Source organism: Tepidisphaeraceae bacterium (assembly GCA_035998445.1).
Classification (GTDB): domain Bacteria; phylum Planctomycetota; class Phycisphaerae; order Tepidisphaerales; family Tepidisphaeraceae; genus DASYHQ01.
Map to the genome: position 1 here is coordinate 55078 of DASYHQ010000010.1, position 15016 is coordinate 70093.

9 protein-coding genes are annotated in these 15016 nt (G+C 65.7%); all 9 read right to left on the reverse strand.

The window, feature by feature from the left end:
- Position 1: 1 nt before the first annotated feature.
- The 9 genes from VGN72_03010 to VGN72_03050 all read right to left on the reverse strand — a co-directional run bounded on the left by VGN72_03010 (position 2) and on the right by VGN72_03050 (position 14974).
- Positions 2-958 carry a hypothetical protein gene (locus VGN72_03010; GenBank protein ID HEV7298307.1) on the reverse strand — a complete coding sequence of 319 codons (957 nt, stop codon included), beginning with the start codon at positions 956-958 and terminating at the stop codon, positions 2-4.
- 113 nt (positions 959-1071) lie between these two features.
- Entirely contained in the window at positions 1072-1413 is a 342-nt protein-coding gene (locus tag VGN72_03015) for a hypothetical protein (protein ID HEV7298308.1), read from the reverse strand.
- A 165-nt stretch (positions 1414-1578) separates the two neighbouring features.
- Positions 1579-2754 carry a hypothetical protein gene (locus VGN72_03020; GenBank protein ID HEV7298309.1) on the reverse strand — a complete coding sequence of 392 codons (1176 nt, stop codon included), beginning with the start codon at positions 2752-2754 and terminating at the stop codon, positions 1579-1581.
- 134 nt (positions 2755-2888) lie between these two features.
- Positions 2889-9002 carry an alginate lyase family protein gene (locus VGN72_03025; GenBank protein HEV7298310.1) on the reverse strand — a complete coding sequence of 2038 codons (6114 nt, stop codon included), beginning with the start codon at positions 9000-9002 and terminating at the stop codon, positions 2889-2891.
- 53 nt (positions 9003-9055) lie between these two features.
- Entirely contained in the window at positions 9056-9871 is an 816-nt protein-coding gene (locus VGN72_03030) for a type II secretion system protein (GenBank protein ID HEV7298311.1), read from the reverse strand.
- A gap of 130 nt (positions 9872-10001) precedes the next feature.
- Complete coding sequence (locus VGN72_03035; GenBank protein HEV7298312.1) at positions 10002-10844, reverse strand: type II secretion system protein; 843 nt, start codon at positions 10842-10844, stop codon at positions 10002-10004.
- Positions 10845-10960: 116 nt separating this feature from the next.
- Positions 10961-11983 carry a LacI family DNA-binding transcriptional regulator gene (locus VGN72_03040; protein ID HEV7298313.1) on the reverse strand — a complete coding sequence of 341 codons (1023 nt, stop codon included), beginning with the start codon at positions 11981-11983 and terminating at the stop codon, positions 10961-10963.
- A 144-nt stretch (positions 11984-12127) separates the two neighbouring features.
- A complete protein-coding gene (locus VGN72_03045; protein ID HEV7298314.1) occupies positions 12128-13888 on the reverse strand; it encodes an alpha/beta hydrolase-fold protein in 1761 nt (586 codons plus the stop codon).
- 195 nt (positions 13889-14083) lie between these two features.
- Positions 14084-14974 carry a PEP-CTERM sorting domain-containing protein gene (locus tag VGN72_03050; protein HEV7298315.1) on the reverse strand — a complete coding sequence of 297 codons (891 nt, stop codon included), beginning with the start codon at positions 14972-14974 and terminating at the stop codon, positions 14084-14086.
- Positions 14975-15016 lie beyond the last annotated feature (42 nt).

Genomic DNA, 15016 nt, shown 5'->3' on the forward strand with positions numbered 1-15016 from the left:
GCTAGCCCGACGCGTTCGGATCGAGCTCGGCGGACCAGCGGAACGTCTCGCCGTTCGCATCACGGACGCGCGCGCCAATCGACCGGAAGCCAGGAAAGGCATCGGCGTTCACCGGGACCGACAACACCGTTCCAGCGCCGAACCCGTGCAGTAGCGGTGGCTCACCGAGGAGCACGATCTCCGCGAACGATTCATTACTGTCGGCGAGCCACGTGACGCGATACGCGGCCTGCCCCGCACTGTCGATGAGCCGCGCCTCCTGCTTGTTGGCCTTATCGCGGTTGAGGCGAAGACGCGGCTTCTGCGCCATGTCGAGCACGACGGTGGGCGTCGGCACGTTTGGATTGACGGTTGGCGGGCCACTGCGCGCGGGCCCGTCGGCGGGCTCGGCGAGCGCCGGATCGCCGAAGGCATCGGGCGAATGAACCAGTTGAAGTTCGTTCAACGTGAATGCCCGTTGCACGCCCGCCCGGTGCTGGCGGACGACGAAGATGTCCAAACCATGGGCAACCTCAGGCTTGCGCCCAAACAGATGCGTGCCGCGCGATTCGGACCCAGGGCCTAAGTCGCTTGTCGATCCGACGTACATCTCACAGTACCCGTCGCCATCGGTATCAACGTAGAACCGCATCTCCTGCGCGTAGTAGTTCTTGAATGGTTCAGCGTCGCCTGTAGCAACCCCCGCCAAGTCCGTGAGCGGCGTCAGAAACCGCAGCTTCGGCGTTGCGGGCCGAGCGGCTGAATTGGGTGCAGGAAACAGGAACGTCTTGGGGTCGTTGTCGGTTAGCGCCTCGGGACCCTTGCCGGTGTCGGTCGCGAAGTCGGTGGTGATCCGAGCATCGGCCGGCAGCGGGCGGATCGTGGTCATGGGCGCCGCGGCATGGACCACCGATTGCTGAACGTGTGAGGCACAGGCCGACACGAGCAGGAGCAGGATGGCGCGCGGGCAGAAAGTCATTTCGGGAACCTCATGTGGTTGTTTTTGGTCCCCCTCGCGTGCCGTGGATCGTCATCGGTGCCGTGGCGACACCGTGGGGGTGAGTAGGCGTGCGGCGGACGGTCCGCGCGGCATTAATCGTTGGGTGCCACCGTCCACGCGCCGAGCGATTCACCACTGTTAAGAATCGGATCGGTACGAAGCTTGGGGTTGACCGGGTTGACGGTTTCCTCGGGCGCAAGTCGCGCGGCGTGTCCGTCGACAAAAAGGTAGTTGAACGTGCGGCTGTGGAGCTTGATCGTCGCAACGTCAAACCCACCGGCCGGAGCGCGCAGCTGATCCCGAGCCCGACGGACGATGACGGCAGTGCTTCCAAGCGCCGCGGCACTCTTTTCCACCAGCAGCAGGCAGTTAGAAGACTCGCGGACGTTCGCGAACTTCCAAGGTACAGCCTCTCGGAGCGCGTTAGCAGCCACGCTCTTGTCCAAATAATTCCCGTTCCACCGAGGGTCAAGTGGCGTTGGCCATCGCTGTTGTTGGCGCCAACCGGCATCCGATAGGTGGACGTAGCGGTATCGAGGTCCGAGGGCCACAGAAACAACCGGGAGGGCCCCCCGAATGCCTCAGCCGCAATGTACTGGTCAGGAGTATCCAGGGCCGCGTCGGACAGACGCGCTGCCGCGGGCGTACGTCATACCATCCAACTGCGGTCGCACGGCGAACCGGGCAAACCCCGGTGACAGCGGCACGATGCCGAGCACGCCACCGGTGAACAGATCGATCGGACCGGTCGCAAAGCCGTGGCAAAGGCTGCCGGACGAGCCGAACGCGGCTTCGCCGTGGTCGTGGACGTTGAACTCCCAGATCGTCGGTGACCCCCCGGCGACGATCGGCCCCCAGTGCCGCCGCACGCGGTCCAGCGCCGCCGCCACCCGCCCCGCGGCGGTCATGGCACCGAACACGAGGTGGTGCAGGTACAGTTCCGGCGCCAGCAGGTCGTCGGCCGCAATCGCAGCGACCAGCGCATCACGACGATGTTGCGGAGCGAGCCCCGACAGCAAGGCGATCGCCTGCGGCAGTTGGCTCGCCGGGGCGTCTGCGCCTTCCCAGTCCGCGTACGCGCCGAGGGCTTCGGACCACAGCCGCGCGTCGATGGCCGCCGCGACCGTGTCGGCCCGCCTGACGAGCCCGGCGGCCCCGTCGCCGCGCCCGAGCATCACTAGCAGGTCCGCCGTCGTCCGCAGGCCGTCGGCGTAGTACCAGTTCAGCACCGCCGTCGCCCGGCCGTTGCCCAAATCGCGCTCGCCGCCCGCGTTGAACGTGTACGACCACTCAACGAAGTTCCACACGCCCGGCGGCGCGACGATCAACCCGCCGGCGTCCTCCCACCCCCGCGCGACGGCGAACACACGCGTCATCGCTTCGATCTGCTCGGCGACCACCGTTGCGTCTGCGGTGTAGGCGTAATGCTCGGCAAGCATCATTGCCATGAAGAAGTTCGTCGCGGGGAACGCCAGCGACCGATTGCCGGGCGAGGGGCAGACGCCCATCACCAGCCCCTCCTCGGTCCGCTCGGTGGCGGCCAGGCGCAGGCAGCGAGCAGGTAGCGCCGCGTCACCGGTCACGCGCAGCCACGTCGCCTGCTCGACCAGCAGGTCGTTGACCGTGACCCTGCTATGCGTCACAACCCCACATCGGACGCCCGCTCGCTCTGCCGTGGCGTTGCTCGGTTGGTCGATGTGGTCCTGCGGGCTGGCCTTGCCGTTGGACGTCGGGTACGGCGAACACCTGACCGACGGGCGCGTGCGTACGTTCATTCCTAACCGCCAAGGCAACTACAGCTTTGCCGAGTGGCGATATGGTTTGTGTGACAGCCATCCGCAGCATTGGACCGACGATACTGTTGATTTGGACCGACGAGCCGGTGACGCGCTGGCTGGGAAGGATCGATTCACGAGCCGGTTGAAGACGCTGTGCGTAGCAAAACGCGCAGCCACTCTTCGTCCGGGGACGGCGGTCCCGAAATGGGTGCCGGCTCCACCGTGGCCAGCAGGTCAACGAGTGGCGCCAACTGTGCGTCGAAGTATGACGCGAGTATGAACATCTCCCTTCCGCGGCGACGATCCCACGGCTTGCCAGGCCGGTAATAGGTGTCGCCCGCCTCCCATCGCTGTCGGTCGAGTGGTTCCTTCGAACTGTCCCACTCAGAGTGTTGCTGCTCGCCCTTCGCGTACGGCACGACGTAGTCGACCGATCCGCGGATCGAGGAACCGCTCGGTGACTTGTAGTCGTACAGACCTGCTCCGCCCGACCGACGGGCGGCCAGCGCCAGTTCCATCAGGTTCTTCAGGCAACTGGTGTGGTAGCTCATCGCATCGCGGCGGTGGAGGTCCTCGCTGGTGCCGTCGGGATGAAGACCGGCGGCGATCAACCGTTTGGCGCCCGCCACGCCATGGTCCACCCACTTCTGCTCCCCGAGCGCGGCGCCGATCAGCAGCACGATCTTCAGCCGCTTGGCACCCCAGTTGTCGTTCTCGCCGATATTGCCCGTGCGGATTTGCAGGTCCGCCATCTTCCGCAGCCACGTTTCGGTCCGCTGGCGTTCATCGGGCGTCAGGCGGTCGCGCAGCAGGTCGTACGAGGTAATTGTGGCGTCGAGTTTGTTCTCGTTGATCGAGTTGCCCGTCGGCTCATACGTGCTAACCCACGCCACTAGAAGCTGCACGGCCTTATCTGCAAAACGCTCCTCTCCAGTTGCGGCCCATGCCCAACTGAGGGCCCGGAGGTGATCCATATCCCCCAGTGCGGCCTTGGTGAGCACACGATCCGGGTGGGCTTCCAAGTATCCCTGGTAAACAAGCACGGGAATCGGAGACGGCGTGACAGCCAACGCCATCTCGGCACGTGCGACCAGGCGTGCCAGCACTGCTTGCGCGTTCGGATCCGCAGCGATGACATCCGGCAGGCGCTTCCACTCCGCCGGCAGCAGCATCATCGAGGGAGGCGGTTGGATGTCGACCATCGCAGCCGGCTTCACGGTCGCTGGGGCTGGGGTGGCCGTCGGTGTGCCGACGAAGATGCCGCGACCGCCGGTTCCGACGTACACGCGTCCGGGATGTTGCCGGTCGATTGCGATCACGTTCGGATTGGCCATCGCGACGCGGTCGTCGTTAGCGCGGGCCCAAGTCGCGCCGGCGTCGGTCGAGCGATATAGTGCCATGCCTGGCGTGGTCGAACCGGCGATCTCGCCGAACACGTACGTCGTCGCCGTCCTGTTGCCGAACAGGCTCGGGCCGACCGCGATTCGGTAGGCCCGGGTGATGCCCGTCAGCTTTGTCCATCGCTCGCCGCCATCGGTAGAACGAAACAGACCTTTGTCGTCGGCCGCCAGCCACAGCTCGCCCTCGATTCCGGGCGCGGCAGCGAGCGTGTGCTGCGTGAAGTGTTCCGATCCCTGCTGCGGCAAGTCGGCAATATGCTTGAAGTTCGCTCCGCCGTCCGTGCTGCGCAAGAATTTTCCGTCCCGGCGGTCGTAGATGTAAAACGTGTCGGGCCTGGCGCGATCGGCGACGAGCGGCTGGTACAGCGGGTAGATGAACCCGCCGTAAATCATGCCCTCGGGCGCGCCCGCTGCGAGCGTCCAAGTCTTGCCGAGGTCGGCCGTGCGATAGACGGCGGCGTCGTCGCCCATCGGCGCCCAGACCATCACGTCCGGGTTGGTCGCCGACACGGCGATCCGCCCGTTGCGCGCGCCGTCGAAGGGCTGGGTCGCGACCGGCGTCCAGGTCTGACCACCGTCGCGCGACGTGAAGGCGGTGCCGTGTTTTCCTTCCTTGTGACCGGCCGTGCGCGCCATGTGCAGTGGCTGCGTTTCGCAGAAGTCGATCTTCGACGTGTCGCCGATGCCCCAGGGGTATCGATTGTCCTCCTTCGCAGGATTGGCAGACAGCGCTGCGGTCGGCTCGCCGTCCATCGGTGACGTGTGGACGAAGCCATCCGTGTCCAGCACCGCGCTCAGCAGCGGCGCCGCGGGCACGGGCGGGCAGATCAGGTCGTTGATGCAGAGCAGTTCAAGCCCGGGATGCTCGCTGCGGAACACGGGCCGGTCGGCGGTGATGTCGTCGCAGCTCCACGCGCCGTACCAGAAGCCGGCCCAGATGCGCTTCGGGTTGCGCCGGTCGAACGCGATGTCGGATGGGCTCGCAAACGCCGCCGCGCGCCCCTGCCAGCCCGGCCACCCTTCGACGGTCCAGTTCTTCGTCTGCGCGGTGAAGCGGTCCCACGTCGCGCCGCCATCGCGCGAGCGGTACAGGGCCGAGTTGTACGCCCCCTTCGCCTCGCCGACCACGATCAGTCTGGGGTCGGCGGCGCTGACGGCGATGCCGGCGTAGCTCTTGCCCTTCTCGGGGGTGATGTCCTGCCACACGCTACCGTGCAACCGCCACACGCCACCGGTGCCGTCGTCACCGCGACCGGCGACGTAGAAGGCGCCGTCCGGCCCGGCCTCGCCGCGCATGGGGGAGAAGCCTTCGACCGGACCGTTGGTGCCACTGCCGGTAATGCGCCTCCAGGTGCGGCCGGCATCGCCGCTCGTATAAATGCCGCCGGGCGAGGCGGCGCGGTTCTTCTTATCGGGGGCCGCGCCGACGTAAACCGCCGGCGTGACGGACGACGTTTTGCCATCGGCCGGCGCGAAGGTGACGAACGTCAGGCCGCGCCACGCTTCACCCCGCGTGGGGAACGAGTCGACCGGCGACCAGCTCACGCCGCCATCGGTCGTGCGGAACAGGCCGTCGTTGCGCGACGCGAAGTAGACGATGTTGGCGTCGACCGGGTGGACGGCGAGCCGCTCGCCCCCCTGTCGGTCGGCGCCGTTTCCCTCCATCGTCACGTCCTTTCCGTCGGGCGTGCGCAGGTTGGTGCGCTGCCACGTGCGCCCGCCATCGACGCTTTTGATCACGTCGGCGTTCTTCTCCCAGCGGCTGGCCCCTGCGGCGGCGTAGATCACGTTTGGGTCGCCCGGCGCGACGGCCAGCCCTTCCACACCCTGGAAGTTCTTCACCTCGAACGGCAGACCGTCCATCAGCGGCGTCCAGCGGTTGCCGGCATAGTCGCGCCGGAACGCGCCGCCCACGTCGGTGCGGATCAACAGCAGGTCGGCATCCGCAGGATGAGTAACCACGCCGGTGACGAACCCACCGGCCCCCATGGGAACCGACGCCCACGCGTGCGGCACGTCAGCCTGCATGCGAACCGCGGGCGATTCGGCCGGCGCGGCCATGTCCGCGCCGGCCGGTGGCGTCGCCGGGCGCACGACAACGTCGTCCAGCCACGCTTTACCGTCGCCTTGGATCATCAGCATGACCGAGGCGTGGCGCGTGTTGGCCGGCAGCCGCACGCGCTTCGAAAATTGCTGCCAGTCCCGCACGCCTGTCAGGTCGGCGACGATCTCCCAGCTTAGTTGCTTGTACTGGTCGTCCATCGCCTGAATGACGACCTGCGCCAGCTCAAATTCCTTCCCGACACCTGCCGGCTGGCTTTTGGTCGACAGCGAAATTCGGAACGCCTTGTCACCACCCAGCCGGTCGAGCTTCAGCGCTTGCGCCGCCGAACCGTGCGCCGGCCCGGCGATCGTCGCGAAGGCCATCGACGCGGGGGCGCTGACGAAGTCGTTCGTGTCCCGCTGCAACTTGAACTTGTCGGCGGTGGTCTTCCAGCCAAGCGACCATTCGTCGGGCGCAGCGTCACCGGTCGAGAAATTGCCGTTGGCCAGCACGCCGCTCTCGTCGGCGGCGCCGTGGGTTGCGGTCGCATCGTCATCGAACGACACGGCTCGCTTCGCCGGTTCGGGCTTGGCCGCGACGGGCGCAGCCGCAGCGGGGGTGAGGGGGATCCAGAACGCGCCGGCGCCGGCACTGCCAATGACCAGCCGGTCACCGGCGAAGGCCATCGGGTTGGCGTCGACGCGTTCGGGCAGCGATCGATCAAGCACCTGCCAGCTACGTGCGCCGTCGGTCGAGACGATCACGCCATCCATGGTCGCCGCTGCCGCGCGGTTCGGCACGGCACGGTCGAACGTGACGTGAGACGCGCCGGTGCGATCGTACGTGCGCTGCCACGTGCGGCCGGCGTCATCGCTGACGTAGACGCCCGCAGCCTTGGCATCGCCAGACACGCCAATCGCAAACCGACCAGGCGTCGTCCAGTCGGCGGCGACGCTCATGGGACGGGTGCCGTTCGGCAGGTCGAGGCTCGCCTTCGCCCATTCCGCCGCTGCGGGGTCGTAACGGTAGACGTGCCGCCCATCGCGGCTGATTGCCACCAGCACACCGTCGGCACCGATCGCGATCTCACGACCGATCGCCCAAATATCGTCGCGGAAGAACTTCGTCCCGTTCGGCAAGCCCTGGCCCACCCAGCGCCACGAGCCGCCCCCGTCGTCGCTGCGGTAGACGCCCCCCTTGTCCGGCTCCACCTCGCCCGACACGGCCAGGTACAGCACGCCCGCCTCGCGCGGATCGGCGGCGATCGAGTTGCAACGGTGTTTGCCCATGTCGGGCAGGCCTTCCATCGGCGACTTCGACCACGTCTGCCCGCGGTCGGCACTGGCGTAAACCAGGTTGGCCGCCCACGCGCCCGGCTCGCTCGGCCCCACGCCCCACAGGCGGTTCAGTTCCATGGGGCTTGCGGTCAAATCCTTGATGTTCGCCGCCAAGCGCACCTGGTCGAACGTCTCACCGCCGTTCGTGCTGCGGAAGTAGCCGTTGTCGGCCATGCCCAGGTGAACGAGGCCCGGGTCGGTCGGGTCCTGCAGGAGGTTGTGGATAACCGTGACCTCAATGCCATCGATGCTCAGCTTCCAGTTCTTGCCCCCGTCGTGGCTTTGGTAGAGCGCGTACCAGTCCGTGAAGAACCAGTGGTTCGGGTCGCGCGGATCGATGGTGACGGTGCCGAGCGCTTTGCCGAAGTGCGTCCAGCCGCCGTCCTTTTTGTCGTTCTCCGATGATGCGTACCAGCCGGCGTCGTGGATGCCCTCTCGCTCGATGCGCTGCCACTTGGCACCACCGGCAGGCATGCGGAAGAACATGCCGTCCCCATTGGCGACCACGACGAAATTGGGACCGGCGGCCAGCGCGTTCCAGCCCTCGGCCCCCTTCCACGTCGCGCCGCTCGTGTCCAGCCCCTCGACGAGCGGCTGCCAAGTGGCGCCGGCGTCGGTGCTAATGCGAACGCCAGGCTTACCGTCAAAGGTGCCGTACAGGCGGGCCGGGTTCTTGGGATCCTGCAAGATCTCCTTCGGCCCTTCATCGTCGAGTTTCTTCCACGACGCGCCACCGTCCTGCGTGCGATAGAATCCACCTGGGAACTCCAGATGTTTCTGGTGGACCCAATCCTTCCGCGGTACGGTGCTGAGCCACAGCCGCTCGGGGTTCGCCCGATCGACCACGAGCCCACCGGGGTTGAGTCCCTCGGGGCCCAGCTTCGTCCACGTCTTGCCGTTGTCGTCGCTCCGATGCACGCCGGTGTTGATGGCGGCGGCGTAGACGACGTCGGGGTTGCTCGGGTCGCGCGCCAGCACGAAGCCTGAGTTGCGGCGGCTGCCGTTGACGAAACTGGCCTTGAGCGTCTGCTCGAACGTCGCCCCGCCATCAGTGCTGACGTAGACGCCCTCTTGCGGATCCCATGCCGAGCCAAGGGCGACGATGAGGTGGTCCGGGTTGCGCGGATCGACAACGAGGCCGCGCGTAGAGTAATTGCCGCGCCGGGCCGGCAGGTTTCCCTGCAACATCCGCCACGTGTTGCCCCCGTCGTCGCTGCGGTACGGCCCGCTGACGTCGGTGTAGGCGTAGGCACGGTTGGCATCGGTCGGGTGAAGGACGACGTTCTGAATGAACCCACCGCCACCGATGCGGCTCGAGCGCCAGTCGCCGTACTGCCGGGCGTCGGTCGGCGCCCAAGAGGTGTGACTTGGCTTCGCGGTGGCGTCATCAGCCATTACGTTGACCGGGCGGGCGCCCGTGAGCGCGACGACCATAAGGGATAGGCGAATCGCGCGGGGAATCATGCGAGGTATCTCCAACAGGTGTAAGTACTTCGGATGCGATGACGTTCGCTCGACTATTGATTGATGAAGAACAACCCGCGCACCACTTGCCGGATGCTGATCGACTCGACATGGAAGTCGGCGTGAAGCACGTTCGCCCGCGTGTTCCGCGAGTGGCGCAGTCGGACCCCGTTGCCCGCTTCGTCATAGTTCACCAGGTCGCGGTTCACCGTGGGAATGAATCGCGTCGGATCATACGTAGTCGTATCGACCCAGTATGGTGGCGCGTAATAGCTCCATCCGTCCATGGCTTCAGAACGAGCAGTGGCGTTGAACGCGCCGCCGGGGGTCCCGGGGTTGTTGCTGCACTGGTTGCCGTCCCAGACCAGCGCTTTCTCCGTCGGTTTGCGGATTGCGGCGATCTTCATCGTCTTCGCCGGCACGGCCGGCGTTACGGAGTTGTCGGTCAGGTAACGCCCGCCGAACGCGCGGGCATTGGCCGTGTAATGATTGACGCCACCGTCAAGCGTATCGGTGTCGCGGAAGACCGGCGAGGTGCGCAAGGTCGGGCTGGGCGTGGCACCAGTGGCCGGCTGCTGATAGGTGAGGAACTGGCTGATGGTTTCATACCACGCGTCTGACCGCCCGCCGTTCAACGGGTTGCCGGCCGACAGGCCTCGAGGGAGCGCGCCCTTGCTATTGTTGACCGCATACAGGTTCAGCGCCTGTCCGATCTGCCGCAGGTTCGACGCACACGCCACCGAGTTAGCTGCTGCTCGTGCCCGGTTCAGGGCCGGCAGCAGCATGCTGATTAGCAGAGCAATAATTCCGATAACAACGAGTAATTCGACCAGCGTGAATGCGCGAAGCTTGCGTTGAACAGCGGACATGGGACCTCCGTTACGAATTTGGCCAGCACGTTACCGGCGGAAGGTTGCGGACAACATGAACGACATGACAGCGGCAGCACATGATCGAGGCCCCGCACGTTCGTCACAACGCGGGCTGGCCTCGAGTAGGTCACTGGATCGGATTGCGCATCGAGGCCGACGTCAGCGTCTGCGGGGCGACGAGCTCGACGTGCCCGTCGACGAAGACCGCGTTCGCCCGCATGCGCTTGCGAGCCTCGACCGACGAGCCGCGATATTCCGGGTGCCGGAAGGCGACCCATCCGCCTGTGTTCTGATACGGATTGCTGTAGGACCAGAATCCCGCAGGGGCTAACGTTTTGGTGACAGCATTATATTGTGGCGAAAAGTTCCGATCGCCGTTGAACGTCGTAAACATTCCTGTGGATTCGGCGTGCATCTCGCCGACAAGCACCCGCTCAGACGGCCGCCGGGCCTTTGCTCCTCGATATAACCACCCGGGCCCGCCGTTCGTGTTGGACGGGGGCAACACCATGGCCACGAACGGGGCGTACGCATAAGTGGTGGAGCGCGAGTCCAACCCAGACGGTGCAGCGGCGAACTCGCCCTCGGGAACGGCCGGACAGTTGAAGATCGAGGTAGGATCCCTGGAGATCCGGCGCTGACCGGACGGTGGCGAATCAGGGACGTAGCCTCGTCGCACCAACGGCCCCAACTTCTCCTGCCACTTCAAATAGCCGTCAAACGCGCCCAGTTCCGGAACGTACCACCCGCGGTTCTCGTTGGCGTACATCGTCTGATACATCGCGATCTGACGCAGGTTGGCCGCACACTTGGTCGACACCGCAGCGGCGCGCGCCTTGTTCAATGCGGGCAACAGGATGCTGACCAGCAGGGCAATGATGCCAATGACAACCAGCAGCTCCACCAGCGTAAAGGCCGTCGCCGGGTGGGAAGGGCTAACTGGACGGGTATTGCTTGCGATCCTAAACATGCACAACCTCGTTTGCACCGGACGTGCGACCAGCGTTTCTCGACGGCCCAATCGCGCACCTGCCGATGCGTGCCGCGATTACCACTTTCCGATCTCACTACGCAACCGATCGGTCACTAGACTTCTGGCGATCTCGCGATCGTCTCCCCCGGCCGTTCCTCGAACGGGACGGCGACCGTGGCCACCGCGGTGCTGGGGACGCGGATCTTCTCAACCAGCAGCCGGACCGCCGCTTCGCCTTCGTGGCGACCGTGGACGGCGAACGACGAGACCCGCAGGCCAGCGGCAAACAGGTCCCACTCGTCGCTGATCGCGACGACAGACACCTGCCCAGGGACCGACAGGCCAGCGTGGACCGCCTCATAAATGGCGTGGACCGCATTGCCGTCGCTGCCGGCGATGATGGCGGTCGGTCGATCCGATCCCGTGACGAACGCGCGGGCGGCAGCGGGCTGGTCGGCATGGGAAACCTGCCGATGAAGAACCCGAGGCGATAGTCCGGCGGCGGCCATGACGGCCGAATAGCCCGCAATGCGGTCGCCGGCGCTGTAGTGCGGCAACGGGACCGCCAACGGGCTCATGTGCAGGTACGCGATCCGACGGTGACCGAGCGCGAGCAATTTCTCAGTCGCCATGCGGCCGGCGAGCTCGTCGTCGGGACGCACGGCATCATTGGGTCGCTTGGTGTTCAACCACACCGCTGGCGCACCCGACCATTCCATCAGTTTCGCCAGCTCGGGCGGATACTCGTGCGTGTAGTTGACGATGATGCCGTCGGCCATGTTCTGGCGAAGCACCTTCGGCACGATGTTCGGGTCCGACAGTTGCTGGTCGGGCATGCGCGTGACCGCCAAGTGCATGTCGTGCGTCACGAGCTCCGCCTGAATGCCGTTGATCACCCCCATCGGCACGAAGCTTCGGCCAGGATCGGTGCCCATCACCAGCACCGCACAGTCAAACCGCCCGGAGTTGATCGCCTTGGCGGCGGCGTTCGGTCGATATCCCAAGCGACGGGCGGCCTCCATCACGCGCTCGCGCGTCTCGGCCCGAAAGGGAGCCGACGCGTCGCGCAATACTCGTGCAACCGTGGGCTTGGACAACCCCGTGGCGGCCGCGATATCCGAAACGGTGACTCGCATGCTCATAATCTACGTGATACTGGTATAAAAGGCAAATTACACCGGTATTTTTCTGTGTTTTTCAGGCTATGGGGCGGATCCCTGTGTCCGCAATCTTTGTTTGCCCCTGCGAACTTTTAGTGAAATCAGGATCCCGGACAGGCCCTAGTTGGCTGACTGGGTCAATTTCAGTCGAGTACCAACCGAGAGAACCGGCACGTCGAGTAGATTGACCAGCCCGCGGTCGTCTGCCGCCACGGACCCGCTCGCCAGCAAGCGGCCATCATCCCGTGCGGTGGCCCGCCAATCCACGGTTTGACCGGGCCGCGGTCGGAAAGCGATCGTGTTGCGCGGCGTGATCGCGACTTTCACGGCGTCCCCGGTCAAGGCTTTGAGCGTCACGCTGAACTCATCGGCCCGGTCAACCATGGCGTCCTTGAGCGAGTCGGGCCACAGGTCGCGCAGGCTCGAACTCCAATCGACGTTCAGGTTGCGCGACCCCGCGGCGGGCACGTCCAGGTCGTCCCCGGCGCCCGAGAAGGCCAGGTACGCTTCGTCCTTGCGAAACCGAAACATGCTGCGGCCCCAGTTCCAATCGTTGAAGAAGGCTTGGTCGCCGTCGATCTGTCCGTACCCCTTGTGCTTGCCGTCGCGCCAGCCGGCGGTGAAGTGCTGATGTCGATCTTCCAGCGCCGCGAGGAACGCGGGCACGCCCTGCCCGAGGATGATTGGGTCGTCCTTCCGATAGAAGAGCGCGACCGGCGGCAACTGAACGGTCGGTGGTGCATGCGCGGCCAGCCAGTTGGCGTCGACGGCCTGCGCCCAGGTTGCACCGGCGCGTTCCCACCACGGGTCGCTATAGGGGCTGCGGGCTGGCCAACTGGTGGCGGCGTCGACGCCGCCGAAGCTGCCGATCATGTCCTTGTGGGCGGCGGGGAAGGCGGCAGCGTCGATCCACGGCAGTTCCACCGCGGTGGCGGCAAACGTGTCGGGATAGGCCCATGCCAGTTTCAGCGAACCGCCACCGCCCATGCTGCCACCCGTGACGTAGACGCGGTTCGCATCTGCGTTCACCGGTGGATGTTGTTTTAGATACTCGATGAAGCGGACGATCCGCTCCTGCGTCCAGTTGTAAGCGACGCCGTCGCTGCCGTAGCCGAACCAGAACGAGTGGGGCTGCTTACGCCCGCTGTACGGGTTGGGCTCTTTCTCGTCCCACTTCCAGTCCTGGGTGACGATCCAGACGGCGGGCCCACCGGGCGTCCAGCCGGCGTAGCCGGGCCCCGTGACCCCGGCGCCGTGCAACCACACCGCCAGCGGGCGCTTCTCCCCCGCTTCTGTCGCGGCACGAGCGGTGCGATCGCTCACCAGGAACGCGGTGCCGTAGTAGCCCGCCTGCGGGTCCCACTTGGCGTAGTCGTCCCACATGAAGTAATGGCCATCGATGGGATGGGCGGTCTTGCCATTCAGATCGAACCGATAGGCCTGAGGGGCCACGACCGTTTCCAAAACCGGGCGTGCAGTGGCGTTGACGCCGCCCACGATCGCCTCGTCCACGGGCGTCGTGACCGCGTAATGGAACTCACCCGGCTCGGCCGTCGTCCAGACCAGCAGGCCCGTGTCGGTAGGAAGCGGCTCGCCATCGTGGGTAATGGTGAACATCGTCTGGGGCCTGTGAAGCCGGTTCAGGCCCGACCCAGGCCGGAGCGTGGCGATCGGCCGTAGTTCGGTGGTGGCGGCGATCGGACTCGCCGAGCGGTAGACGCGGTACTCGCCGTCGTAGCCGGCGATCTCATCGAACGTCACGAAGCTCTGGCCGTGCTGGTGCAGCACGCGCAGGTTCCGCGGGGATGCGGCGTCGGCGCAGGCGACGAACGCGCAGAGGGCCGTCAACGACGAAAGCAGGGAGTGAAGCCTTGGAAACATGTTCGATTTCGCCCGAGACTAAGAGCACCTGAAAACATCACCTTCAGAACTTCTACGGCAGGTGAACCGGCCCGGTGTTCGCTCCCGGCGGTTGCCGTCCCATGGTCGCCCACCACCACTGCGTCACCGTAAATGCCGACGGGCCGGCTTTCGCCGGCCCGCGGGAGCAATGCAGGGGATGGCCGTCTGATCGGGTTAAGCATTTTGCCGGCGCCGGGCGAGCGCACCAAGCCCCACAAGGCAGAGCATGGCGATCGCGGTGGGCTCGGGGACGGCGGTGACGTCGGCGAAGGTCTCGCCCAGGCGGATTTCGTCGACCGCGATTGCGTTGCTGCTGAATCGGCCGACCGCGAAGCGGTCGAACCCACCGAAGTTCACGCCGCTGACAATCGCGGCGGCGGCGGCCGAATCGCTAGTGGGATTGATGAAAAGCGAAACCGTGTCGGCGTTATTGTCGGCCGACATATCGAACTTCAGCACGAACAGGTTCACGTCCTCGTTGAAGGCGACGTTGCTGAGCGCCCGGCTGGTGCTGCTGTTGTTCACCCGCATGCCGAAGTTGGCGGAGGCCGTGCCGAAGTCGGTGCTGCTGTAGCCGACTTGAAGCTTGCGGTGGTCGCCCTCGTTCGTGCCGCCGTTGAAAAGTTCGACGGCGCGGTAGTTGGTGGCGGTCCCAGTGAACTGGGCGAGGAAGCTGAGGTAGCGCGTGCCGACGAACGAGGCGCCGGTCGTCGCGCCGGTCGTCGTCTCGGTCGTCGGCGTAAAGTTGCGGAAGACCCGTGCGTTAGTGCCCGTGCTGGTGATGGCGCCGCCTTGGGTGGTCCCACTGACGGTCGCGCCGGCTCTGGACAGGCCAGTCGCCGTGACGCTGACGGAGCCCGACGACCAGTTTCCGGTGAAACCAGGCACCGTGGGGCCTTGGCCACCGATGTTGCCGATCGTGTACTGGCCCGCGGTCGAGTTCGAACCGACCAAGAACGAGTCCGTCGCCAGCACCGCCGCCTCGCTGGTGCTGCCCATCATAGATAGACCCAAGCCGAACAGCGCCGCCATCACAAACCGAACCGATTGCTTTGCCTGATTCACTCTACTCTCCTTTGACATGACTAACCCCGCATCGCTAATCAG